The sequence below is a fragment of the Brachyspira hampsonii 30446 genome, assembly GCF_000316195.1.
GTDB classification, from domain to species: domain Bacteria; phylum Spirochaetota; class Brachyspiria; order Brachyspirales; family Brachyspiraceae; genus Brachyspira; species Brachyspira hampsonii_C.
Genome location: NZ_JH994111.1, coordinates 262,846 through 287,292, shown reverse-complemented (window position 1 = coordinate 287,292; position 24,447 = coordinate 262,846). Strand labels below are relative to the sequence as shown.

General features: G+C 27.2%; 25 protein-coding genes. 16 read left to right on the top strand and 9 right to left on the bottom strand.

Annotation, left to right across the window (positions count from 1 at the left end):
- Positions 1 to 25 precede the first annotated feature (25 nt).
- From A966_RS06140 to A966_RS06130, 3 genes are read right to left on the bottom strand one after another with little or no spacing between them, the layout of a single operon-like run.
- Positions 26 to 640, bottom strand: a complete 615-nt coding sequence (locus A966_RS06140; protein WP_008723643.1) for a rubrerythrin family protein — start codon at positions 638 to 640, stop codon at positions 26 to 28.
- Positions 641 to 666: 26 nt separating this feature from the next.
- Positions 667 to 1,308 carry a class I SAM-dependent methyltransferase gene (locus tag A966_RS06135; protein ID WP_008723641.1) on the bottom strand — a complete coding sequence of 214 codons (642 nt, stop codon included), beginning with the start codon at positions 1,306 to 1,308 and terminating at the stop codon, positions 667 to 669.
- A gap of 46 nt (positions 1,309 to 1,354) precedes the next feature.
- Positions 1,355 to 2,380, bottom strand: a complete 1,026-nt coding sequence (locus tag A966_RS06130) for an aldose epimerase family protein (protein ID WP_008723638.1) — start codon at positions 2,378 to 2,380, stop codon at positions 1,355 to 1,357.
- Between the two features lie 182 nt (positions 2,381 to 2,562).
- Between A966_RS06130 and A966_RS06125 the strand changes: the two genes are divergently transcribed.
- From A966_RS06125 to A966_RS06100, 6 genes are all read left to right on the top strand, one after another.
- Positions 2,563 to 2,886 carry an ArsR/SmtB family transcription factor gene (locus tag A966_RS06125; protein ID WP_008723636.1) on the top strand — a complete coding sequence of 108 codons (324 nt, stop codon included), beginning with the start codon at positions 2,563 to 2,565 and terminating at the stop codon, positions 2,884 to 2,886.
- 16 nt (positions 2,887 to 2,902) lie between these two features.
- Complete coding sequence (locus tag A966_RS06120; protein WP_008723634.1) at positions 2,903 to 3,916, top strand: permease; 1,014 nt, start codon at positions 2,903 to 2,905, stop codon at positions 3,914 to 3,916.
- Positions 3,917 to 3,933: 17 nt separating this feature from the next.
- Entirely contained in the window at positions 3,934 to 4,239 is a 306-nt protein-coding gene (locus tag A966_RS06115) for a thioredoxin family protein (RefSeq protein ID WP_008723632.1), read from the top strand.
- An 85-nt stretch (positions 4,240 to 4,324) separates the two neighbouring features.
- Positions 4,325 to 4,642 carry a thioredoxin-like selenoprotein Sec.1 gene (sec1, locus tag A966_RS06110; protein WP_218069652.1) on the top strand — a complete coding sequence of 106 codons (318 nt, stop codon included), beginning with the start codon at positions 4,325 to 4,327 and terminating at the stop codon, positions 4,640 to 4,642.
- 140 nt (positions 4,643 to 4,782) lie between these two features.
- Positions 4,783 to 5,070 (top strand): thioredoxin family protein, encoded by a 288-nt coding sequence (locus A966_RS13270; protein WP_218069654.1) that lies wholly within the window; start codon positions 4,783 to 4,785, stop codon positions 5,068 to 5,070.
- A gap of 170 nt (positions 5,071 to 5,240) precedes the next feature.
- Complete coding sequence (locus A966_RS06100; RefSeq protein WP_008723626.1) at positions 5,241 to 6,263, top strand: sugar kinase; 1,023 nt, start codon at positions 5,241 to 5,243, stop codon at positions 6,261 to 6,263.
- A gap of 5 nt (positions 6,264 to 6,268) precedes the next feature.
- Here the strand turns inward: A966_RS06100 and A966_RS06095 are convergent, their stop codons facing one another.
- The gene (locus A966_RS06095; protein ID WP_008723624.1) at positions 6,269 to 6,976 is read right to left on the bottom strand and encodes a GntR family transcriptional regulator; all 708 of its coding nucleotides are present in this window, start codon (positions 6,974 to 6,976) and stop codon (positions 6,269 to 6,271) included.
- A 321-nt stretch (positions 6,977 to 7,297) separates the two neighbouring features.
- Between A966_RS06095 and A966_RS06090 the strand changes: the two genes are divergently transcribed.
- The 10 genes from A966_RS06090 (at position 7,298) to A966_RS06045 (ending at position 18,912) form a co-directional block, all read left to right on the top strand.
- Positions 7,298 to 8,170, top strand: coding sequence for a hypothetical protein (locus A966_RS06090; protein WP_008723621.1), 873 nt, complete (start codon positions 7,298 to 7,300; stop codon positions 8,168 to 8,170).
- Between the two features lie 40 nt (positions 8,171 to 8,210).
- Positions 8,211 to 10,016: a beta-glucuronidase gene (gene uidA / locus A966_RS06085; protein ID WP_008723620.1), complete on the top strand. Its 1,806-nt coding sequence runs from the start codon at positions 8,211 to 8,213 to the stop codon at positions 10,014 to 10,016.
- Between the two features lie 76 nt (positions 10,017 to 10,092).
- Entirely contained in the window at positions 10,093 to 11,532 is a 1,440-nt protein-coding gene (locus A966_RS06080) for an MFS transporter (protein ID WP_008723618.1), read from the top strand.
- Positions 11,533 to 11,613: 81 nt separating this feature from the next.
- Positions 11,614 to 13,242 carry a mannitol dehydrogenase family protein gene (locus tag A966_RS06075; RefSeq protein ID WP_008723616.1) on the top strand — a complete coding sequence of 543 codons (1,629 nt, stop codon included), beginning with the start codon at positions 11,614 to 11,616 and terminating at the stop codon, positions 13,240 to 13,242.
- Between the two features lie 19 nt (positions 13,243 to 13,261).
- Complete coding sequence (gene uxuA, locus A966_RS06070) at positions 13,262 to 14,329, top strand: mannonate dehydratase (RefSeq protein ID WP_008723614.1); 1,068 nt, start codon at positions 13,262 to 13,264, stop codon at positions 14,327 to 14,329.
- 82 nt (positions 14,330 to 14,411) lie between these two features.
- The gene (gene uxaC, locus A966_RS06065; protein WP_008723612.1) at positions 14,412 to 15,818 is read left to right on the top strand and encodes a glucuronate isomerase; all 1,407 of its coding nucleotides are present in this window, start codon (positions 14,412 to 14,414) and stop codon (positions 15,816 to 15,818) included.
- 43 nt (positions 15,819 to 15,861) lie between these two features.
- A complete protein-coding gene (locus A966_RS06060) occupies positions 15,862 to 16,488 on the top strand; it encodes a bifunctional 4-hydroxy-2-oxoglutarate aldolase/2-dehydro-3-deoxy-phosphogluconate aldolase (protein WP_008723609.1) in 627 nt (208 codons plus the stop codon).
- A 145-nt stretch (positions 16,489 to 16,633) separates the two neighbouring features.
- The gene (locus A966_RS06055) at positions 16,634 to 17,221 is read left to right on the top strand and encodes a tetratricopeptide repeat protein (RefSeq protein WP_008723607.1); all 588 of its coding nucleotides are present in this window, start codon (positions 16,634 to 16,636) and stop codon (positions 17,219 to 17,221) included.
- A 66-nt stretch (positions 17,222 to 17,287) separates the two neighbouring features.
- The gene (locus A966_RS06050; RefSeq protein WP_008723605.1) at positions 17,288 to 17,842 is read left to right on the top strand and encodes a DJ-1 family glyoxalase III; all 555 of its coding nucleotides are present in this window, start codon (positions 17,288 to 17,290) and stop codon (positions 17,840 to 17,842) included.
- Between the two features lie 83 nt (positions 17,843 to 17,925).
- Complete coding sequence (locus A966_RS06045; RefSeq protein ID WP_008723603.1) at positions 17,926 to 18,912, top strand: sugar phosphate nucleotidyltransferase; 987 nt, start codon at positions 17,926 to 17,928, stop codon at positions 18,910 to 18,912.
- Positions 18,913 to 18,971: 59 nt separating this feature from the next.
- On the opposite strand, the gene A966_RS06040 is transcribed toward A966_RS06045, so the two are convergent.
- The 5 genes from A966_RS06040 to A966_RS06020 form a co-directional block, all read right to left on the bottom strand.
- The gene (locus A966_RS06040; RefSeq protein ID WP_039955577.1) at positions 18,972 to 19,403 is read right to left on the bottom strand and encodes a hypothetical protein; all 432 of its coding nucleotides are present in this window, start codon (positions 19,401 to 19,403) and stop codon (positions 18,972 to 18,974) included.
- 2 nt (positions 19,404 to 19,405) lie between these two features.
- Positions 19,406 to 20,845, bottom strand: a complete 1,440-nt coding sequence (locus tag A966_RS06035) for a spiro-SPASM protein (protein WP_008723599.1) — start codon at positions 20,843 to 20,845, stop codon at positions 19,406 to 19,408.
- 22 nt (positions 20,846 to 20,867) lie between these two features.
- Positions 20,868 to 21,575: a hypothetical protein gene (locus tag A966_RS06030; RefSeq protein ID WP_008723597.1), complete on the bottom strand. Its 708-nt coding sequence runs from the start codon at positions 21,573 to 21,575 to the stop codon at positions 20,868 to 20,870.
- Between the two features lie 6 nt (positions 21,576 to 21,581).
- Positions 21,582 to 22,658, bottom strand: coding sequence for a peptide chain release factor 1 (prfA, locus tag A966_RS06025; RefSeq protein ID WP_008723594.1), 1,077 nt, complete (start codon positions 22,656 to 22,658; stop codon positions 21,582 to 21,584).
- Positions 22,659 to 22,744: 86 nt separating this feature from the next.
- Entirely contained in the window at positions 22,745 to 24,367 is a 1,623-nt protein-coding gene (locus A966_RS06020) for a hypothetical protein (protein WP_008723593.1), read from the bottom strand.
- Positions 24,368 to 24,447: the final 80 nt, after the last annotated feature.

Genomic DNA, 24,447 nt, shown 5'->3' with positions numbered 1-24,447 from the left:
TCGGTCTTTATTTTTTAATGATTAATTATTTATATTCTTTAAAAGTATTTTTATGTTTACCGCATATAGGACATTTATTTGGTGCTAAGTTAGCTTCAATATAACCGCAAGTTTCACATAAATAATACTTATCTGCTAAGGGCTTATTATTTTGAATATTATTTATAGCTTGTGTAAATAAAAAATTATGTGCTTTCTCTACTTTTATTATATTGTTCATTTTTTCTGCCATTTCTTTTTTATTATCTTTATTTATTACTTTCAATAATTCAGGATACATTTTAGTATATTCATAAGAAGTCATTGAAGCAGCCGATTGCAAATTCTCAATATCTTCTCCAACTTTAGGATCTCCTATCTGAGCTTTTAAAATAGTATCTGTTATATTATCTTCAATAGCAGCATCATATAAAATATTAGCATGACAAGATTTTGAATCAGAAACAGCCTGAAATAAATTAATTATAGCTTTATTTTCTGAAGCTGCAGAAAATTTAGCATAGGCAAAAGAAGAATTAATTTCAATCTCATAAGCTATAGATACAGCTTCTAAAGTGTTATTAGCCTCTTTTGAAGTTTGAGAATATAGACAAAAACTGCAAATCAAAAAAAGATAAATAATTAATAACTTTTGTAACATAAATACTCCGTAATTAAATATATTGATTATAATATGTCTACAAATACGGAAAAATCATTTGATAAATACTCATCTGAGATTTTTATCTTGCATTTTAAATCCAAATCTTTTACTATATCACATACAATGTTAAATACTTCATCTTTTTTATAATAATAATACTTATCTCCGTATTTTTCTTTGCAAGAAATATCAAGAAGATTAAAACATACTCCTTTTCTAGCAGCAATTAGAAAATCTCTTACAGCATTCTTTAAAAACTCTTTATTATTTCCGAGATTAAGATTAAATATACCAGAAGAATATATATAATCAAAATCATCTTCTATGTCAGAACTTTTAAAAAAATCTATAGTCATAAATTGAGGATTAATATTTTTAAATTTTTTATGCTTAGCTCTTCCAATCATTTCAGGCATTATATCTATTCCAATATAATATGTATCAATATTCTGTTTATCTATATACTCAGCTAAATGTCCAAGCCCGCAGCCTACATCAAGCAAAATAGCTTTTCTTATATCAAAATGATTAAGCAAAGCCTTAAATCTAGCCTCCTGAGCATCTTGTGATTCCCAATCTAAAACCTGATATTCAGGTATATTAAAATCTTTTACCCTTTCAATGTAATGTTCTATTATAATTGATTTTTTATTGTTATTACTCATACACCCTTCCAAAAATATTTTCTATAATTTTTATAATTCTTTATAGTTATTTCAATGATAATTTATATATAGTCTTATGATTATAATTTTTATTAGAGTCAAATATTATGCTAGGAAAATGAGGGAAATTAACTGCAGCAGGTAAAAACTCAGTTTCAAAACAAAATGCATTATGCTTATTCAAAACTGTATTTCTCACTTCTCTGTTATCAAGCATATTGCCGGAATAAAAATGCATAGCTGGTTTTGTAGTATAAAGCTCTAAACATATTCCTGTTTTTTCACTATAGCATGAAGCCCTTAATTTATTAAAATTATTGCTGTCATTTGTATCTGATAAAATATTTTTTTCATTAAATATAAAACAATTATCATAACCATTTGCTTTTTCTATATCAGCACCTATTTTTTTTGTTTTAGTAAAATCAAAAGGAGTATTTTCTGTTTTTAATATCTCTCCTGTAGAAACGCATTCATCTGTTACAGGTAAATAAAATAAAGAATCTATAAATAAATCATGTTCATATATAGTGCCTTCCCCATTAAGATTCCAATAAGCATGATTAGTAAAGTTTAAAGGCGTAGGAGCATCAACATTTGCCAAATAATTTATTAATATTTCATTATTATCTGTCAAGGTGTATATTATTTCAATACTAACATTAGCAGGATATCCCTCTTCTGTGCTTTTTGAAAAATATGCAAATGATACAGAATTACTTCCCAATACTTTAGAATCAAATTTCTTAAATGAAATGCCTTCTATACCGCCATGTAAATGATGTTTATTATTATCATTTTTTGCTAATTTATATGTTTGTCCGTCAAGAGTAAACTCTGCATTTATAATTCTGTTAGCTACCCTTCCTACAGAAGCACCTATATAATCATGAGGCTTTAAATAAAATGAATAATCATCGCTTCCGAATGATACCTGTACTTCATTTCCGTTTTTATCTTTAAAAAATACTCCAACTATTGAAGCACCTATATCTGTAAGTTTTAATACCATGTCATTTTTGTTTTTTAATTCATACAAAAGATAACCGCTTCCAAAATTTTTAGCCTGCATACTATAAAACTCCAAATTATTTAATATTAATAATTAATTAAAGACTAAATTATATCATTATATGTTTTTATTTCAATAAATATCAATAAATAATAATAAACATATTGACAATTATCGATATGTATGCTATTATAACACACATCGATAATAATCGATATATTATTAATGGATAGTTTATAAAAATGAGGGATTATAAAGAAGAAGCAATTATATTCAAAGCATTCTGCGATGAAAACAGACTTAAAATATTAGAAATGATTAAAGAAGGAGAAATATGTGCCTGCGAACTTTTAGAAAAATTAAATATAGTACAATCAACATTATCTCATCACATGAAAATACTTTGCGACTCAAAAATCATTGTAGGAAGAAAAGAAGGCAAATGGACTTATTATAGTTTTAATGAAGAAGGAATAAAAAAAGCAGAAAAATTGATAGGATATTACACAAATATATCATCATATAAAAATATTAAGAGTACAGCAAAATGCAAATGTGAAAAATAAATTTGGAGTTATAAAAATGGAAATCATAAAAACAATATTTATATTTATACAAGATCAAATAATATCAATGAAATGGCTAAATACATTGATAGGCAATATACTAAATAATTTTACTTTATCAGAAACATTGAAAGGAGCATTACAATTCTTTTTTTATGATGTTATAAAAATATTTGTACTTTTATCTGTACTTATATTTTGTATATCATATATTCAATCTTTTTTTCCACCTGAGAGAACAAAAAAAATATTAAGCAAATTTAACGGAATATATGCAAATATATTAGCAGCATTACTTGGAACTGTTACTCCATTTTGCTCATGCTCATCAATACCGCTTTTTATAGGATTTACTTCAGCTGGAATTCCAATATCAATGTCATTTTCTTTTTTAATATCATCACCCCTTGTAGATTTAGCCTCTATAATACTTTTATCAAGCATATTCGGTATGAAGATTGCTATAGCTTATGTTATTGTAGGACTTGTACTTGCTGTTGCTGGCGGAACTTTAATAGGAAAATTCAAAATGGAAAAATATTTAGAGGATTTTGTAAAAAATATAAAAACAAATAATACAGAATTAGAAATACAAACTATGACCAAAAAAGAAAGATTAATATATTCAAAAGAACAAGTTGTAGAAACTATAAAAAAAGTTTATTTATATATTTTTATAGGAGTGGCAATAGGAGCTTTTATTCATAATGTAATACCAGAAAGCTGGGTAAATAATATACTAGGAAAAAATAATTGGTATTCCGTACCTTTAGCAACTTTAGTAGGTATTCCAATGTATGCTGATATATTCGGAACTTTACCTATAGCAGAGAGTTTATTTTATAAAGGTGCTGGAATTGGTACTGTTTTATCATTTATGATGGCTGTTACTGCTTTATCTCTGCCTTCAATTATCATGATAAAAAAAGTTGTAAAGATGCCGCTGCTTATATTTTTTGTGTCAGTTGTAACTATCGGCATAATAATTATTGGATATTTATTTAATAATTTTTATTTTATATTTATATAATAAAAAAGGAGAAGATTATGTTCTTTAAGAAAAAATCAGAATGCTGCTGCGGAGGTTCATGTGAAACTTCATCTGAGGAAAATGCTAGAATAAAAATATTAGGCACAGGCTGTAATAACTGTAAAAAATTAGAAGAAAATACTTTAAAAGCTTTAAAAGATATGGGACTTGATTTGACAGTAGGTCATGTTACTGATATAGATAAAATTGCTGCTTATGGGGTTATATCCACACCCAGCCTTGTATTAGATGATAAAGTATTGTCCTATGGAAAAGTGCTTAATAAAAATGAAATAATTGAATTATTAAAAGATAAACTGTAATAAATATATGATTTTTTGTATTTTTAAATTTGCAATTATTTAATATATACCTATAATATGTATATACCAACTTTGGAGGCATATTATGGCTATAAATAGAATGCAATTCGGCTGAGGCTGTTTGCCAGACCCTCTAGAGGAGGAGGGTATAGAAAGAGAAATAGAAAAAATACTTCTTTTAGGAAATGATGATAAAAACTCTCTAGATATGCTTGGAAATTTGAGGAAGGCTATATTAGAATTGGATTTGGATTTATCAATAAAATATACAGACAGTAAAGGAAGTATGTCTTATTACGGAGTTATGACTTTACCCGCTCTTATAGTTAATGATGAACTAATATCTTATGGAGAAGTATTAGATAAAGATAGAATAGTTAGTATTCTAAAAGAAAAATTATAAATTATATAAAAAAATTAGTAATTAATATAAAAATTGTTTTACTTTTAGAAAATAATTTTTAATTAATAAAATAAAAGGAGATAAATATGTCATTAAGAGATATTCTATTTGGAAGAGGAGGCTGCGGCTGAGGTCCTTCTATTAATCCCTTCGTTGAAGAGGAAATAAAACAAGATCCGCCTATAGAGGCTAGAGTTAAAATACTTGGAACAGGATGCTCTAATTGTCAAAAATTAGAAGAAAATACAATAGCTGCTATAGAAGAAGCTAAACTTGATTTGGCAATTAAATATGTAGAAGATATGGCTGAAATCGCTTCGTATGGAGTAATGTCAACTCCTGCTTTGGTATTGGATGATAAAGTTCTTTCTTATGGTAAAGTATTAAGCAAGGAAGAAATCATCAAGTTATTAAAAGAAAATTTATAATATTTTTTCTATTCTTAAAATTATAAAAGGTTAAATATCAAAAACTATTTAACCTTTTTCTTTTTTAAATAAACATTGATTTTTTTTGAATATTTATTTGACAATTAATCTTTAGTGTACTATTATAATATTAGTAACATACTAGTATATTAATAAGCAGAGGCAGCAAAATGTCATATATAATAGGATTTGGAGAGATAATGCTAAGGCTCTCATCAATAGACAATGAAAGATTATTTCAGTCCTCAAAACTTAATGCAACATTCGGAGGCGTTGAAGCTAATATTTGTGTTTTAGCTTCTATATTCGGATTAAAAAGCAGATATGTAACTGCTCTTCCTAACAATGCTATTGGTAAAAAGGTGGAGGAATTGCTTTTAAGTCATAGAGTTGATACATCTGCAATATCTTGGGAAGGAAAAAGACTTGGTATATATTTTGTAGATCCTGGTAATAATTACAGAAGTTCAAATGTTATTTATGACAGAGAATATTCTTCTATATCACAAGCCTTAATAGAAGATTTTGATTGGGATAAAGTTTTTGATAATGCATCTTATTTTCATATAAGCGGAGTAACTCCTGCTATAAGTCAGACAGCTGCAGATCTCACTCTATATGCCGTAAAAGAAGCAAAAAAAAGAAATGTAAAAGTTTCATGCGATATTAATCATAGAAAAAAATTATGGAAATACGGCAAAAAAATAGAAGATGTGATGCCTGAAATAGTAGAATATTCTGATATAGTATTTGCTAATGAATATGATGCTGTTAAAATTTTAGGTGTAAAAAGTGATGTTGATGTTGACTCTGATATAAGCGATGAGGACTACAAATCAATTATGAATGAATTAATAGATAAATATTCATTAGATATGGTAATTACAACTAAAAGAGAGGCTATAAGCTCAAATCATAATAATATATACAGTATGTTATATGCCGATAAAAAATTATATAAATCAAAAAAATACTATATAAAAAATATTATTGACAGAATAGGTACGGGCGACTCATTTGCTGCGGGAATACTTTCTGGCATACAATTATTTGATAATTATCAGGATATATTGGAATTTGCTGCTGCTTCTTTCTGTATAAAGCATAGCATACCGGGTGATTGGAATTTAACAACAAAAGAAGAGGTAATGAATCTTATGAAATCTAAAGACGGATTAGATGTAAAAAGGTAAATTCTCTATTTAAAATATTCAGGGAATTTATTTTTTAAAAACACCAAGTCATCTTTTACATGAGTTAAATGTACTTCCATTAGGGGAATAAGTTTTCTTATATTTTTTTCTTTTATGTAAGTAAGGATATTTTTATGTTCTGTTAATGTTCTAGTTCTGTCCATTTCCATTATATTGAATATTCTGGCTCTGTTAAAATGTTTTATAGAATCTCTTATCAAACTAAATGTCAATTTTTTATCTGCTATTGAGAATAATAACTCATGAAATTCATTATCTAATTTGAGAAGTTCATAAACTTTATTAGTATTTATATTCTTTTCATACTGTTCTATATTTTTATTTATTAATTTTAAATCTTTTTCTGTCTGATTCTTACAAACTATTTTGATTATTTCTTTTTCAAGCACCATTCTCATAAAGCTGGTTTCTTCAACAATAGAAGTGTCTATCAATGATACCATAGTTCCTTTTTGAGGGTATATTTCCATCAAATGCATCTTTTCAAGTCTTGAGAAAGCCTCTCTTATAGGAGTTCTGCTTATAGATAACACTTCACTTACTATCTTTTCACTAATAAAAGTACCAGGAAGCAATGCCATATTGATAATATTATATTCTAAACATCTAACAGCATAATCACCTATAGGCTCATTAATTTCTCTATCTAATATTATTAAATTATCTGCATTATTATTCTTAACTTTCGGCATAATCTAAAAATATATCCTTAAAATTATTTTTTATAATTATAAACATAAATCAGCTAATTGGCAGGCTATAATAAGAGGATAAATTTATTTGAGTATACAAACATATTTTATTATTGCATGCCATAAACCGACTTTCAACTCAAAATATTCTTTATTTCATAAAGATTATATTAAAGATACATCATTTATGAAAAACTTCAAGCAATAAAAAATAAATAAAAAAATCTAAAATATTACTTTTTTATAAAAAAATCATCATTTTTATTGACAATGGATTTTATTTTTACTAAAATACTAGTATGTTAGTAAAGGAGTTTTATTATGAAAAAAGTTTTTATTAATATTTTAGTTTTTGCTTTATTAGCAAATAGTGCATTATTTGCTCAGCAGGCAGCAAATACTCAAACAAATCCTGTTCTTCAATTCTTTAATGTATATCCGGGCTCAATGAAAATGCTGAGTTTTTACATTGAATATGCTTCAGGAGACTTAACAGGATTGGGAAGCAATCCTAAAGGTGCAAGAAATATGGAAAACTTTGATACAAAACTTACATATTTGCAAACATTAAAAAGTGTACCTTGGTTAGGATTCGGATTTATATTCCAAGCACAATATGATAATCTTGAAGGTTGGAATAAAGTTGAGGGAAATAGACCTGGTAAAAACCTCGCCAATCCTTTTAATTATTTAGAATTAACAGCAAATGTACACTTCCTAAATACTTTTAGCTTGGGACTTACTTCATCAGGAGATTTTGTATTTATGATGTATTTGAATAAAAGACTTCCAGATGTTGCAGCTTTCAAATCTCATTCTATAACAGTAATGGCTCAGCAGAATATATATATAAGAGGAAATCAGTATGATCCTGCTTCTGGAAGATTAACTCAAGGCTGGTATGACGGTACTGAGTTTAGAGTAGCATATCAAATGCGTTTCAATGATTGGTTTGCTTTAAGACCAGAAATACAATTCAAAATATTATCAGGTGCTCAAACTTCATTCAAAGATTGGTATTGGATAAGATTTAATCCTCGTTTACAGTTCTTCCTAGAAGAATGGACTTTCTTCTTTGAACCTAGATTATTCTACGGTGGAATATTTAAAATGGGAACATCTGAAGCTAATAAACAAGGCTTAGGATTTGAACTTAAAGTTGGTATTGACTTGACAAAATTATTCTTTGATTAATTAATATATAAATTATAGATTTACGGAGGAAATTGAATTTATGGTTAACTCTATGTTATATCCTAGAGAAAGCAGAACAAGAAGAGTTGTTGATATATCTGGAATGTGGGAATTTAAGATAGATTCAAACAATGAAGGAAGAAAAAATGGTTATGCCAACGGATTAAAAGACACTACATTCATACCTGTACCATCTAGCTTTAATGATCTTTTTACAGATAAAAATATAAGAGAACATGCCGGAGATATATGGTATGAAACATCATTCTATCTTCCTTTAGAATGGAAATACAAAAATGTTAATGTAAGATTTGGCTGTGCTACACATGAAGCTACTGTATATATTAACGGAAAAGAAGTATGTACGCATGTAGGCGGATTTATGCCTTTTAATGCCCCTGTCAATGAAGCCGGAGTATTTGGAGAAAAAAATAAGTTAGTAGTGGTTGTTAATAATGAGCTTAGCAACACTACATTGCCTTGCGGACATACAGAAACTAAACCTTCAGGCAAAAAATATATTAAACCTTCTTTTGACTTTTTCAATTATGCTGGTTTAAACAGACCTGTAAAAATTACTGTTACAAATAAAGAATATATTTATGATATAGATATATTATCTGAAGTGAATGGAAATGATGGTATAGTAAATTATGAAGTACATACTACAGGTGAAAATAAAGTATTCGTAAAAATATACGATGAAGAAGGAAAAGAAATAGCAAGTGCCGAAGGAAAAAATGGAAAAATAGCTATTAAAAATGCTAAATTGTGGAATCCGAAAGCTGCTTATTTATACAAATTTGAAGCATGCATCAAAAACGGCGAAGAGTTAATAGATGAATACTATCTTGATTTTGGAATAAGAACAATAAAAGTTGAAGGCACAAAATTCCTAATAAACGGAAAGCCTTTCTACTTTACAGGATTCGGAAAACATGAAGACAGTGAAACAGCCGGAAGAGGTTATAATCCGCCTGTAATAAAAAGAGACTTTGAACTTATTAAATGGATAGGTGCTAATTCATTTAGAACATCACATTATCCATATAGTGAAGAGATAATGCAGGCTGCTGACAGAGAAGGTATAGTTATTATAGATGAAATAGCTGCCGTTGGTATGTTCGATGTGGGATCTGTATTAAATCCAGGTGCTTCAAAGGCTGATTATTTCTCTTTAGAAGAAGTACATACAAAGACCAAAGAGATACATAAAAAAGCTGTAGAAGAACTTATTACAAGAGATAAGAATCACCCTTCTGTTGTTATGTGGAGCTTATTTAACGAACCTGACACTTCTAAAGATGAAGCTTTGCCATACTTTGAAGATATATTTAACTTTGCGAAAAGCATAGACAAACAAAACTTACCAAAAACTTTTGCTGCTATTCAGGCATCTGCTCCGGGTAAATGCAAATGTATGCATCTATGCGATGTAATTACATTAAACAGATATTACGGCTGGTATTTCTTGGGCGGTTATGAAATAGACATGTCAGAAGAAAAATTCAGAGAAGAGATGAATCTATATAAAGACATGAACAAGCCTGTTATGTTTACAGAATACGGAGCTGATACTTATGCAGGTGTTCATAAACTTCCTTCTGTTATGTGGAGCGAAGAATATCAATGTGAATACTATGAAATGAACTTCAAAGTTTTTGATAGTTACGACTTTATAATAGGCGAACAGTTATGGAACTTTGCTGATTTCCAAACTACTGAAGGAATATTCAGAGTAGATGGAAACAAAAAAGGAATATTTACTAGAACTCGTCAGCCTAAAGCAGTTGCTCATTATATAAGAAGCAGATGGACTAAATTGCCGCTAGATTACAAAAAATAATAATTGAAAAAACTATGGGTAGGAAATTAAAAAACAATTCTCCTACCCTTTATAAAAAATAGGAGGTACACATACAATGGATAATACAATTAATTATCATAGAGCCAAAATATGGCAGATAGCATTTTTTGCTTTTAATAACACCGCTACTAATTTATACATGTTTTTCATGTTTTTTATATCTTATTACGCTACAGGAATGTTAGGATTAGGAGTAGTTTTAGTATCTACACTCCTTACTGCTATGCGTATTTGGGACGCTGTAACAGATCCTTTCGTTGGTTATTTACTAGATAAAACCAATGGAAAATTTGGTAAAAACAGACCTTTTATAGTTGCCGGAAATATTGTAATGATTATATCTTGTTTTATAATGTACAAATTTGTATATAAAGCTCCTGAAAATATGAGATTATTATTATTTATATTGGTTTATGCTGTATATATTATAGGATATACTTTGCAATGCGTTGTTACAAAATCTGCTCAAACTTGTCTTACTAATGATCCTAAACAAAGACCTTATTTTACAATATTTGACGGAAGTTATAATGTTGTATTATTTGCCGGTATGCAGATTGTAGTTTCTAAAGTATGGATACCAAAATACGGCGGTTTTAATGCTGATTTTTTTAATACTTTCCTAATATTTACTATAATCGTATCTGCTGTATTATCTGCACTAGCTATAATAGGATTATGGACTAAAGACAGAACAGAGTATTTTGGACTTGGAAAGCCTCAATTAATTACTTTTAAAGATTATTGGACTGTTATAACAAAAAACAGAGCAATACAAATGCTTGTAATTGCTGCTTCTACAAGTAAACTTTTTGTTACTATACAATCTAACTCTATAGTATTAGTTATGCTTTATGGTATAATATGCGGAAATTATGCTCTAAGCGGTGAAGTTTCTGCTATATATAGTATACCAAGCATCATTATAATAATATTGGGTATGAAATTTGTAGCAAGCCGTATGGGTCAGAGAAAAGCATTATTATTTGGTACTATAGGCTGTATAATATTTGCTGCTCTTCTATTATTATTATTCATATTCGGAGAGCCTACTACTATGAGCTTTAAAAATCCTAATTTCTTTACTATAGCATTTATAGTATTATGGATATTAATGCAGGGTTTTGCTGGAATATCTACTAATATAGTTATACCTATGACTGCCGACTGTGCCGACTATGAAACTTACAGATCTGGAAAATATGTTCCTGGTTTGATGGGTACATTATTCAGCTGTGTTGATAAAATAATATCATCTTTCGCTACTACTATAGTAGGACTGTTAATTGCTATGATAGGTTTCAAAACTACTCAGCCTACTCCTGATACTCCTTATTCAACAGGAATTTTCTGGGTAACTATGTTCTGTGTATTCCTTGCTCCTATGATTGGATGGGTATTAAATATAATAGCTATGAGATTCTATCCTCTTACTAGAGAGAAAATGGAAGAAATACAAGGAGCTATAGCTGAGATAAAAGCTAAAAACCAATAATATAATAATTTAATTTTTGCTTGACAGTTTATATTATTTTTGTAGAATTAATATACTAGTATACAACTTAGAGGGTATGAAATGAAAATCAATATTGAAAACTTAATAAACAATAAAGCCTTTTTTGAAAAAAATAATATAGAAATACCAAAGTATGATATAAAACAAATTAAAAAAAATACAAATGAAAAACCTACTTGGATTCATTTCGGAGCGGGTAATATATTCAGAGGTTTTGTTGCGAGAATAGCTGATACTCTTTTAAATGATAATATTATAGATACTGGTATAATAGCTGTTGATACGCATGCTGCTGGAAGAGATGATGATTATGAAATGCTTGATAAAGTTTATAAGCCTTTTGATAATCTCACTCTTTTAGCATCTATAAAAAGTGATGGTAATATAGATAAAAAAATTATAGGAAGCATTACTGATATACTTCATGCTGATTTTATCAATTATTATGAAGAATTAAAAAAAGTTTTCATATCAAAATCACTTCAAATGGCAAGTTTTACTATAACAGAAAAAGGCTACTCTATAAAAGATTCTAACGGTAACTATAATAAAATAGTTGCTGATGATATTGAAAATGAGCCTAAAAAAGCAAAAAATATTATGAGTATTGCTTGTGCTATGCTTTTAGAGAGATATAAAAACGGAGCTTACCCTATAGCAATGCTTAGTATTGATAACTGCTCTAATAATGGGGATAAATTAAAAAGTGCTGTTATTGATATAGCTAAAGAATGGGTAAAAAAAGGTTTCGCTGACAATGGATTTATAGAATATCTTGAAGATAATAAAAAAGCTGCTTTTCCTTTTAGTATGATTGACAAAATTACACCAAGACCTTCTGAAATTATATCAAAGAAACTTGAGGGTATAGGGCTTGAAGACATGTCAATATTTAAAGTCGGACATAATCCTATGGCTGGCTTTGTTAATGCGGAAGTGCCTGAATACTTGGTTATTGAAGATTTATTTCCAAACGGAAGACCTGATTTAAATAAAGCAGGAGTATATATTACAGACAGAGAAACTGTAAAAAACTCTGAAAAAATGAAAGTTACTACTTGCTTAAATCCTCTTCATACATCTTTAGCAATATTCGGCTGTCTTTTAGATTATGATTTTATATATAATGAAATGAAAGACCCTATATTAAAAAAGCTAGTTGAAAAAATAGGCTATGATGAAGGCATGAAAGTAGTTATCAATCCTAAAATATTAAATCCAATGGACTTCATAAAAGAGGTTATAGAAGAAAGATTAGTCAATCCGTATATACCAGATTCTCCTAAAAGAATAGCTACAGATACTTCGCAAAAAATACCTATCAGATATGGGGAAACTTTAAAATCTTATGTAAAAAACGGGCTTGATACTTCTTCTTTAATTGGAATACCTATAACAATAGCAGCTTGGCTTAGATATTTAATGGGAATAGATGACAATGGCAATACTATGGAAATAAGTCCTGATCCTATGCTTGAAGAATTGCAGAAACATATAAAAAACATCAAGTTTAAAGATATAAATAGTGTAGGAGATAATTTAAAGCCTATACTGTCAAATAAAATAATATTTGCTTGTGATTTATATGACGAAAAAATAAATCTAGGAAACAGAATAGAAGAATATTTCAAGGAAATGATAATAGGTGTAAATGCTGTCAGAGAGTGCCTAAACAAATATATTAAATAAATTAAGGAGAAATTCTATTATGATAATGACTTTAAGATGGTTTGGAAAGAATTTTGATTCTGTTACTCTAAAACAGATTAGACAAATACCCGGAGTAAAAGGAGTTATAACAACTTTATATGACAGTAAGGTTGGAGAAGCTTGGAAAGAAGAAGATGTACAAAAATTAAAAAAAGAAGTTGAAGAATCAGGATTAAAAATATACGGCATAGAAAGCGTAAATATACATGATGATATAAAAATAGGGTTGCCTAGTAGAGATAAATATATAGAAAATTATATAAAAACATTAGAAGTTTTGGGAAAAAATGGAATTAACTTAGTATGTTATAACTTTATGCCTGTATTTGACTGGACTAGAAGCGATTTAGCAAAGGTAAGACCAGACGGAGCTACTGTTTTATCCTATGATCAAGATATAATAGATAAAATAGATCCTCAAAAGATGTTTGAACAAATTGATTCAAGCTCTAATGGATTTGTTTTACCAGGTTGGGAGCCTGAAAGACTCAGCAGATTAAAAGAACTTTTTGAAATGTATAAAGGTGTTGATGATGAGAAATTATTTGAAAATTTAAAATATTTCTTAAATGCGGTAATGCCTACTTGTGAAAAATACAATATAAAAATGGCTATACACCCTGATGATCCTGCTTGGCCTGTATTCGGACTTCCTAGAATCATAGTTAATAAAGAAAATATTTTGAGAATGGTTAATAGTGTTAATAGTCCCTGCAATGGTGTAACTTTATGTGCTGGTTCTTTGGGTTCTAATCCTAAAAATGATATACCTGATATAGTAAGAAGTTTGAAAGGCAAAATCTTCTTTGCACATGTTAGAAACCTAGAGCATACTGCACCTGGAAAATTCCAAGAAGCAGCACATTTATCTAGCGACGGTTCTATGGATATGTTCGCCATTATGAAAGCATTTTATGATATAGGTTTTGAAGGACCTTTCAGACCTGATCATGGAAGAGCTATTTGGGACGAAGTATCTATGCCCGGATACGGACTTTATGATAGGGCATTAGGTGCTGTTTATTTACAAGGTTTATGGGAAGCTATAGAAAAAATGAGTAAATAATTATACATATATCACAGATGCAATACAGTTATAAATATTATAATTGTATTGCATTTATTTTTAATTAAGAGGGATAAATATTATGAGAAATTTTATGGATAAAGATTTTTTATTATACAATGACACATCTAAAATACTTTTTCATGATTATGCTTCAAAATGTCCTATATTTGACTATCATTGCCATTTGAGTCCTAAAGAAATTGCTGAAAATAAAAAATTTAATAATCTTACTGAAATTTGGCTTTACGGAGATCATTATAAATGGAGAATGATGCGGGCAAATGGAATAGATGAGAAGTTTATAACAGGAGATGCTGAAGATTATGACAAATTTAGAGCTTGGGTAAAAACTGTACCTAATTTAATAGGAAATCCTTTATATCATTGGAGTCATTTGGAGCTTCAAAGATATTTTGATATTTATAAAATTATAAACGAAGATAATGCTGATATAATTTGGAAAAAAGCTAATGAAAAATTGCAGAATATGACTGTTAAAGATATTCTTAAAAAATTTAAAGTTCATACAATAGGCACCACCGATGATCCAATAGATGATTTAGAATATCATAAATTAATCAGAGAAGGAAAAGCTCAAATAGGTAAAATTGATACAAATGTTGTTCCTTCTTTCAGACCAGACAAGGCTATTAATATAGAAATGCCGGACTTCAGCGAATATATAAAAAAGTTAGAAAAAGCAAGCTCTGTTAATATAAAAGATATAAAATCATTAATTGAAGCTTTATATAAGAGAATAGATTATTTTAAAACTTTAGGCTGTGTATCAAGCGATTGTTCTTTGTCATTAGTGCCTTTTAATTTAGATGATGAAAATAATATAGATGCTGTTTTCAAAAAGGCTATGAATAAAGAAAAATTGTCTTTAGAAGAAATAGAAAAATACAAAACATATATACTTATTAAATTAACTCAAAAATATAAAGAAGCAAAACTAGTTATGCAGATACATATTTCAGCTATGCGAAACAATAATGAAGTAATGTTTAAAAAACTAGGTGCTGATACAGGATATGATTCTGTAGGAGATTCTAATATTATAGAAAAATTATCATCACTATTGAAGACTGCGAATAATAACGGCGGACTTCCAAAAATTATTTTTTATAGTCTTAACAATAAAGATTATTATCCGCTTTCTACACTTATGGGCTGTTTTCAAGATGAAGGCATAAAAGGTAAAATGCAGCTTGGTTCTGCTTGGTGGTTCTTAGACAATAAAGACGGAATGGAAGAACAGTTAAAAGTGCTTGCCAATAGCGGTTCTTTAGCCTTATTTGTAGGAATGCTCACTGACTCAAGAAGTTTTCTTTCATACTCAAGGCATGAATATTTTAGAAGAATATTATGCAATTTAATAGGAAAATGGGCAGAAGACGGAGAAGTGCCTAATGATATTAAATATTTAGGAAGTATAATAGAAAATATATGTTTTAATAATTCTAATATTTACTTTAATAGTTAAGTATGATAAATTAAAATTACCTATTATTATTACGGAGCATTTTATGTTTGAAAAATATATACAAAATAAAATTATACCTGTAGTGGTTGTAGAAAATGAAGAAGAGATAAGAAATATAGCTGAGCTTTGTTTAGAGTTTCTGCCTTCTATAGAATTAACACTTAGAACAGAATACGGATATAAAGCATTAGAAATATTAGAAAAAGACTACCCTACTCTTCCAAGGGCAGCTGCTACTGTTTTAAGTACAGAGCAAGTTGATAAAATACTTGATTTGGGAACTAATTTAATAATAAGCCCAGGTTTTCAGCCTGTAATGCTGGAATATGCTAAAACTAAAAAATATAATTATATACCTGGGGCTGCTACTCCTGCTGAACTTGAGCAGTGTTTAGCTTATGGGCATAAATATATAAAATTCTTCCATGCTGGTTTATTTGGAGGAATTAATTGGATAAAAAATATAGCTCCTGTTTATCAGCATACAGGTGTTAAGTTTATGCCTTTGGGGGGAGTGAGCATTGACAATGTAAAAGAATATTTGCAAAACAAAAATGTATTTGCATGCGGAGGCTCTTGGTTATGTCCTAGAAACTTAATGGAAGAGAAAAATTGGAAAGAAATAAAAAGAAGATTTGAAGAAGCTCATAATTTAATAAAAGAATTGTAAAACTAATAAGGCTTTTTTATTGTTATCTCATAAATTTTATATATAATAAGTGAGTATAAATTTATATAAAATAAATTTGCATTCACTTATTATTTTTTATATAATTTATATATTATAATTTTTAATATAAAAATAGGATAATAATATGATTAGTGAAGAAAACAAATATTTTTATAGTGCATTAAATAATATACAAAATAAAAAATACGATGAAGCTATTAATGATCTGATTAAAATTATAGAAATAGATCCCAATAATTTAGATGCCTATCATAATTTAGCAAGAGTTTATCATGATATGGAAAATTATGATAAAGCGATAGATACATACAATAAATCTATAGAAATATATCCGCATGACAGCGATGCATACTATTATAGAGCAGAAGTTTATTTAAACAAAAAAGATTATGATAAGGCTATAGAAGATTTAGAAAAAAGCATATTAAAAAATGAAGCATATTCTGATGCATACTACTTAATGTCTGTAGCTTATAGAAGAAAAAAGAAATATAAAAAAGCAATAAAATATTTAAAAAAAACATTGGAATTTAATAACGAAGACTACATAGCCTATTATGATTTATATAAACTTTATAATATAATCTCTAAACATGAAAAAGATGAAGAGACAAAAGAAAAATATTTATTAAAATCTAAAAAATTCTTACAGAAATCTGCTGATTTAGGATATGAAAAAGCTATAGAAGAATATAAAATAATTAATAATTAATAATATTGCAATATTATACAATTAATAATATTATTAATCTATAAAAATAAAAGAAAGGATAAAATTATGTCAAAAAAAGTTCTTGTTCCATTGGCAGAAGGTGCAGAAGAGATTGAAGCTATTACTATCATTGATGTTTTAAGAAGAGCTAATATAGAAGTAGTAACTGCTTCTTTAACTGATAATTTAGAAGTAAAGGGTTCTCATAATATTATAATAAAAGCAGACACTTCTTTTGAAAAAATAGTTAACTCTGATTTTGATGGTATAGCACTTGCAGGTGGTTACGGAGGAATGAATAACTTAAAAGCAGATAAAAGAGTATTAGAAAAAATTAAAAGCATGTATGAGGCTAAAAAATTAGTATCAGCAATATGTGCTTCGCCTATAGTGCTTGGAGAGGCTGGAGTTATTAAAGGAAAATATACTTGCTACCCTGGTTTAGAAAATGATGTTAAAGGCGGAGAATACATAGAAAAAGATATTGTTGTTTGCAATGATAATGTTATTACTTCTAAAGGTCCTGCCACTACTGTATTTTTCGCTTTAGAATTAGTAAAATACTTAACAGGCTCTAATGAAGAATTAGCTAATGCTTTATTAGTTAATCTAATAAAATAAATAATAAAAAATATTGATTTTATTAATCTTTTATATATATTATTATACTATATAAATGAAAAGATTTTTTAAGGATTATAAAATTGAAAGTTATTATACCAGCAGCCGGAGAAGGCACTAGATTAAGACCTCATACAATTACAAAACCAAAACCAATACTTCCTATAGCAGGTTCTACAATTATAGATTTCATAATGAATGAAATATCTTCAATACAGGATTTAGAAGAAGTAATATTTATAGTAGGATATTTAAAAGATAAGATGATTGAATATTTGACTGATAAATATAAAAATATAACACTTAGATTCGTAGAACAAAAAGAGTACAAAGGTTTAGCCCATGCAATATCGCTTACAAAAGAATATATAAAAGATGATGATAAAATATTTATTATTTTAGGTGATACTATATTCAAATTAAATCTTTCAAATATAGTAAGCAAAAATGAAAACTCTCTTGGTGTATGCGAAGTTGACAATCCAAGCAGATTTGGAATAGCAATATTGAATGAACAAGGCATTATAACAAAGTTGATTGAAAAACCTCAAGAACCTATAGGCAATTTAGCTCTTACAGGAATGTATAATATAGTAAATACTAAAGAATTATTTGAAGCTATAGATTATATTATTAAAAATGATATAAAAACTAAAAATGAATATCAGCTTACAGATGCTTTGGAATATATGATAAAAAATTCAATAATATTTAAAACATTCAAATTAGACGGCTGGTATGACTGCGGCGAAAAATCTACTATGATAGAAACAAATAGATCCATTATTAAACATGATATATTAAGTAAAGGTATAAAAGACACAGCTATAATACCTCCTGTATTTATAGATAAGGATGTAAAAATAGAAAATTCAGTAATAGGTCCTTATGTACATATTGGAAAGAACTCTAAAATAGAAAACTCTATATTAAAAAACTGTATTATATTTGAAGATGTTAGTATATCAAATGCTTTTATGGATAATTCTATAATATCTGAAAAAGTTAAATACATAGGAAAAACTACTTCAATGGATATAGGGGCTTCTATAACTATAGAACAAAATTAACTTTTAATCTGAAATATTAAAAAGGAAGTTATTATTATAAATAGATAGCTTCCTTATTTTTATAATGTAGCATTCATAAATCCCATTACAATAAATTGCAAAAAACTCACAAATAAAAATATTCCCGTATCCATTATCAAAAGAGAATAAGGATAATTAGTAAGAAGTATTGAAAATCTTACCTTGTCTGCTATTATTAAAGCTGAATATGTTAAAAATCCTACAAATAGTTTTATATGTTCTTTTAATGGTATAAAATAAAAAAATACCATAAAAAATAATGCGATTAATAAACTTTGAATAAAAGAAAAAAACTCAGAGTAATAGAGCATTTTAATTCTATTATTCCAATTACGAACTCCGGGCAGTATTTCTCTTCTATAATAAAATTTTTTAACCGATTGGAATTCTAATATCAATCTAGTAGCTAAAAATCTAACTACATAACAAGCCAAAACAAACTCTAAATATCTTACTATTATATTTTCCATAATCAAAAATTATATAAATACCATTCATCACAATTATTACAAAAATCTAATTTCTTAGAAACATTATCTAAAAAATAATTTTCAAGCTTCTTCCATATATCCTCTAAATTTTCCTCATATATAGAAGCTATTTTTTTTTCTTTGTTTATATCAAATCTGCAAATATAAATATCCCCATAACTATCTATAAATAAATCCCTAGCCAAATGCCAGCATCCTACATTAATAAGAGGTGCCATATCACCCACTCTATTATCATCTATAATTCCTCTGTAATTATAATATTTCTGCATTATAATATCTATTTTATATTTATCAAAATATTTATAATAAGAAGCTAAATAATCAAAATTATCTTTTTGTTTTGTTATCTGCAAATAAGTATTTTTAGGCTCCCTAAGCAAATAATAGTCTATATTAGACATAATAGTTTTTATATCACCGCTATCATATATTATATTATAAACATCTTCTTCTACAGCATCTAAATGTATAATAACATTAAGATTATCTCTCTCTGACTGCATAGATAATAATCTTTTAGCATTAACACTGTCAAGAAGCAAAGCATTAGTTTCTAAATATACCTGAACATTTTTATTTCTTGTAGAATATTCTAATATATCAAAAATATCTTTATTCAAAAGAGGCTCATAATAACTTCCTATAGAAATATGGAAATCACCGCAAAAATTATAAAGTTTATCATATATAGTTTTAAACTCATCTAAAGTAATATTTTTTTCTTCTTTTGAAAGTTCATTTTTTATAGTTTGATTTTTTAATAAATATTTGTTTAACACATTTTGTCTATTACTAATATCTATCTCTATAAATGATGGTAATGTTCTTCTAATACTTGGGTTTTCTTCTATTGCCTTAACCATTTCATTATAATCTTTATAGGCTATAAGTTTTTTTATTAAAATAGCATTTCTTTTACTATCAGCAAAAAGATAAAGTCTGTAATATCTCATATCATATTCTGATATGAGTATTTCTATTTCAAAAAAATTCGGATCAACAAATACAATATTGCTTATAGCATTTTCAGATACTTTAATATCTTTTGTTTTTATAATGTTAAATAATTTCTCAAATGCGGTTCTTCTTATTATAAAAGGTACTATACCAGCAGGATAATTTTCTCCATAACTAAAATATGATATATTTTCTTCATGTATTTTAGTTAATTTAATAGTTTCATCAGCATTAAATAAAGGCATATTGCCGGGTATATAAATTATATTATCATAATTCTCGCTTTCTCTATATATATTATTTAAATAATTTTCTATTTTTTCAAGATCATTATTTTCTATATATTTAACATCGCAATTTAATTTCTCTTTTAAAGTATTTATCTTATCATTAAAAATATCATCAAATATTATAGAAAACTCATTAGAAAAAGTTCTGTCAGCTAATATTAAAAAACTCATTTTTTACCTCTTATTAAATTAATTAAATATAATCCATAATATTATCAGGACTTCTTGATATTAAACCGCATACCTTGCATATATACAAACTTTTTTCTGAATTATCATCATAATTAGCAATATCAATATCCTTCAAATTATTAATATCATTATTTATTATTTCAGCAAAATTAGAACATCCGCAATAGGAACATCTGTAAATTAAATCCTCTGGTATATCATCTATATATATTCTTTCATAGCGTTTATATTTTGATGAAAATTTTATTCTGTTATTTATATATCTATGAGGAAAAATTTCTATATATTCATCTAAAGTAATTTTTTTCAAAGAATTAGATTTTATATTATCTATTTCATTTTTTCCTATCATTAAAGCATTAAACTGATTCATATAAATATTATGCAAATTAATCAAATCATTAAATATTTCATAAGTAAGTTTATAATTGTCTAAAGTTATATATTCAGGATAATCGCTTACAATAAGTTTTAATTCTTCTCTATTTTCTTTAAAATATCCGAATTCTCCGAATAAATATTTGTCATTTTTATGATAAGCAAATAATCCAATCAAAGAATCATAAGTTTCATAAGAATCATTGACGCTGTAAGAATAATCAGCATACAAAACATTGTCAAAACTTTTTATATATCTAATAACAGGATCATCATCATATAATTTATGAATAATCTTTTCTTCGCCTAATATATTTTCTATATCTTTCATAAAATATTAATCAGAATATGAAGCAAGCATATCCTCTTGTTCCTTTTTAAATAAAGCATCTGTTATCTCTGTAATTTCTCCGTCCATAAATCTATCTAATTTATACAAAGTAACATTTATCCTATGATCCGTAACTCTATTCTGAGGGAAATTATAAGTTCTTATTCTTTCGCTTCTGTCACCCGAACCAATCTGCTCTCTTCTTTCTTTAGCTTCTTTAGCCTTTCTCTCAGCTTCTTCTTTTTCGTATATTCTAGCACGAAGAACTTTTAATGCTTTTGCCTTGTTCTTGTGCTGACTCTTTTCATCTTGACACTGCACAACCAATCCAGTAGGTAAATGAGTAATTCTAACAGCACTGTCAGTAGTATTAACAGACTGTCCTCCCGGTCCGCTTGAACGAAATATATCAACTCTTATATCTTCATCTTTTATGACAACATCGCTTTCCATAGCTTCAGGCATAACCGCAACAGTAGAGGCAGATGTATGTATTCTTCCTCCGGACTCTGTGGCAGGTATTCTCTGTACACGATGAGTTCCGCTTTCAAATTTTAATGTTCTGTAGGCATCTTTTCCGGATACTGAAAATATAACCTCTTTATATCCGCCAAGCTCTGTGGGACTAGTATCTATTATTTCCATTTTTAAATTAGTTCTCTCTATAAAACGAGTATACATTCTAAATAAATCGCCCACAAACAATGCAGATTCATCTCCTCCCGTACCAACTCTAATCTCAACTATAATATTTTTACCGTCATTTTTATCCTTAGGAAGCAGAAGAAGTCTAAGTCCATTAATTATATCTTCTTTCTTTTGATTAAGTTCTTCTATCTCTAATAATGCCATGTCTTTAAGTTCTTTGTCAGTATCAGGATTATTAATCATTTCATTAGATTCTTCAATTTCTTTTAATACCACTTTTAACTTTTTATATTCCTCTACAATATCTTCAATTTCTGATTTTTTTTTCATCAAATCCTGTATAACTCTGTTGTCTTTTATATTAGCATCATTAAGTTTCTGCACTATATCTTCATAAGTTTTTTCCACTAATGACAATTTATCAATTATTGACATAAAATAAATTTCACTCCAAAAAATAAGTATAATTATATACAAATACTGATATTTATCAACTATTATATAATTTTTGAAACTATTAATTATTTACTTACGCTATTAAAATTAGCTTCAAAATCTATATTAATATGTGTATAATTAGAATTAATAGAAGATCCAACTATAATACTATTAGGATAGCTCCAAGTTCTTAGCGGTATATTAAAATATCTTAATATATCCTGAGATTTTGAAAGCTGTATTGTAAATATATAATCTGGATTAATATTTTTTGATATTTGTTCTGTTATATAAGTATCTAAAGATTGTCCATCATAAACACTGTCTATAATAGTTTCTATAGCCTTTTCATTCTCACTGACAAAATATATTTTATCTATAAAAGTATAATAAAACATATTTCCATTATTTAAATCATAAGAATATATATAATGATTATTATAATTTCTTTCTTTTTTGATGAGATTATCATATTTTTCTAATAGAGCTATTTCCAACTTAGGAAGCAAATCAATATCATTTTCTATATTAAAAATAATCAGAGGATAAATTAATCCGGATCTCTTTGATTCTATATATGCAGCAGCCATTTCACCATACAAATCATTTACGATACTTCCAAATGAGTAAACATCATTCATCTTTGTAAATAGATTATATAATTCTAAATAAAGCTTATTATTACTATGATCCATTTTCAAATCATTATATATTATAGGATAAAGTCCTGCTAAATATGACTTTAATGCAAAATACATAACAGTTTTTTCTTTAGGCAGATAATTCTGTATATCTATTTCACCTTCCAAACCATAAAGCGAATATCTTTCAGATCCTCCGTATTCATAATCAACAAAAATATCGATTAATCCGTTATCATTATTTATTTTTGCATTTCCATATATGATATATGCCTTATTAAAATATTTTAGTGGTGTAAATAATAAAGATCCTTGGCAATTATTATAATCAAAAAGCTGTTTATTAACATAAAAAGAAATATCAGATTCATATTTATTTTCAACATTATTAAGCAATCTTATTTCATTAATACTTTCAGCATCTGAATTTAAAAAATCAATTAATTTTTTTATATGATTATAGTTTTTAGTAACTATTAAAAGCCCTTTATGAAAATGAAAAAATAAATAAGGGCTTCCATTATCTAAAGCATATATTCTTTTTCCGTTATAATTAATTTTTTTTACTTCATAATCAATATTATCTATATTTAAACTCTCAGAATTAAAAAAAGAGCTTAATATAAAAGAATTTAATCTTCCTATATCAAACAGATAAAAAATTTCTGCATTATCCAAATTTCCATTATATCCCCAAAAAAGTAAAGCTGCATTTCTTTTTAATATAGGTTTAGAAGCCATTTTAACAAAAAAATTATCATTTGTTCTAAGCCTATCTGCAAATGCATCTGCCTTTCTAAGCAAAATAGAAAAGTCATACATAGATTCATCATGAGATATTCTATAAGCATATATGGAATCAGAAAATTTAAGCAAACTTTTATCAAGACTTTTAACACTTACATAGGCAATATTATCTTTAGGTATTCTAACCTCAGACATATCTTTTTTATGAAGCCCATAAGGAAAATATCCAAATATAATAAATAAAGAAATTATAACTATTAATATAATAGATAATATACAAAATAACTTAATCTGTCTTTGTCTTTTAATACTCACCATAAAAAATTATTTCCTTAACTATATTATCTATATTATTTTTATTTTCGTCAAAATTTAATAATGTTTTAATAAAAAACCGA

What these genes read in the sequence shown, in the direction of transcription:
- A966_RS06135 (WP_008723641.1), bottom strand. Translation starts at nt 1,308, where the DNA reads ATGAGTAATAACAATAAAAAATCAATTATAATAGAACATTACATTGAA.
- uidA (WP_008723620.1), top strand. Translation starts at nt 8,211, where the DNA reads ATGGTTAACTCTATGTTATATCCTAGAGAAAGCAGAACAAGAAGAGTT.
- uxuA (WP_008723614.1), top strand. Translation starts at nt 13,262, where the DNA reads ATGATAATGACTTTAAGATGGTTTGGAAAGAATTTTGATTCTGTTACT.
- A966_RS06095 (WP_008723624.1), bottom strand. Translation starts at nt 6,976, where the DNA reads ATGCCGAAAGTTAAGAATAATAATGCAGATAATTTAATAATATTAGAT.
- A966_RS06090 (WP_008723621.1), top strand. Translation starts at nt 7,298, where the DNA reads ATGAAAAAAGTTTTTATTAATATTTTAGTTTTTGCTTTATTAGCAAAT.
- A966_RS06080 (WP_008723618.1), top strand. Translation starts at nt 10,093, where the DNA reads ATGGATAATACAATTAATTATCATAGAGCCAAAATATGGCAGATAGCA.
- A966_RS06140 (WP_008723643.1), bottom strand. Translation starts at nt 640, where the DNA reads ATGTTACAAAAGTTATTAATTATTTATCTTTTTTTGATTTGCAGTTTT.
- A966_RS06100 (WP_008723626.1), top strand. Translation starts at nt 5,241, where the DNA reads ATGTCATATATAATAGGATTTGGAGAGATAATGCTAAGGCTCTCATCA.
- A966_RS06030 (WP_008723597.1), bottom strand. Translation starts at nt 21,575, where the DNA reads ATGAAAGATATAGAAAATATATTAGGCGAAGAAAAGATTATTCATAAA.
- A966_RS06075 (WP_008723616.1), top strand. Translation starts at nt 11,614, where the DNA reads ATGAAAATCAATATTGAAAACTTAATAAACAATAAAGCCTTTTTTGAA.
- A966_RS06125 (WP_008723636.1), top strand. Translation starts at nt 2,563, where the DNA reads ATGAGGGATTATAAAGAAGAAGCAATTATATTCAAAGCATTCTGCGAT.
- A966_RS06115 (WP_008723632.1), top strand. Translation starts at nt 3,934, where the DNA reads ATGTTCTTTAAGAAAAAATCAGAATGCTGCTGCGGAGGTTCATGTGAA.
- prfA (WP_008723594.1), bottom strand. Translation starts at nt 22,658, where the DNA reads ATGTCAATAATTGATAAATTGTCATTAGTGGAAAAAACTTATGAAGAT.
- A966_RS06020 (WP_008723593.1), bottom strand. Translation starts at nt 24,367, where the DNA reads ATGGTGAGTATTAAAAGACAAAGACAGATTAAGTTATTTTGTATATTA.
- A966_RS06060 (WP_008723609.1), top strand. Translation starts at nt 15,862, where the DNA reads ATGTTTGAAAAATATATACAAAATAAAATTATACCTGTAGTGGTTGTA.
- A966_RS06040 (WP_039955577.1), bottom strand. Translation starts at nt 19,403, where the DNA reads ATGGAAAATATAATAGTAAGATATTTAGAGTTTGTTTTGGCTTGTTAT.
- A966_RS06120 (WP_008723634.1), top strand. Translation starts at nt 2,903, where the DNA reads ATGGAAATCATAAAAACAATATTTATATTTATACAAGATCAAATAATA.
- uxaC (WP_008723612.1), top strand. Translation starts at nt 14,412, where the DNA reads ATGAGAAATTTTATGGATAAAGATTTTTTATTATACAATGACACATCT.
- A966_RS06055 (WP_008723607.1), top strand. Translation starts at nt 16,634, where the DNA reads ATGATTAGTGAAGAAAACAAATATTTTTATAGTGCATTAAATAATATA.
- A966_RS06050 (WP_008723605.1), top strand. Translation starts at nt 17,288, where the DNA reads ATGTCAAAAAAAGTTCTTGTTCCATTGGCAGAAGGTGCAGAAGAGATT.
- A966_RS06130 (WP_008723638.1), bottom strand. Translation starts at nt 2,380, where the DNA reads ATGCAGGCTAAAAATTTTGGAAGCGGTTATCTTTTGTATGAATTAAAA.
- A966_RS06035 (WP_008723599.1), bottom strand. Translation starts at nt 20,845, where the DNA reads ATGAGTTTTTTAATATTAGCTGACAGAACTTTTTCTAATGAGTTTTCT.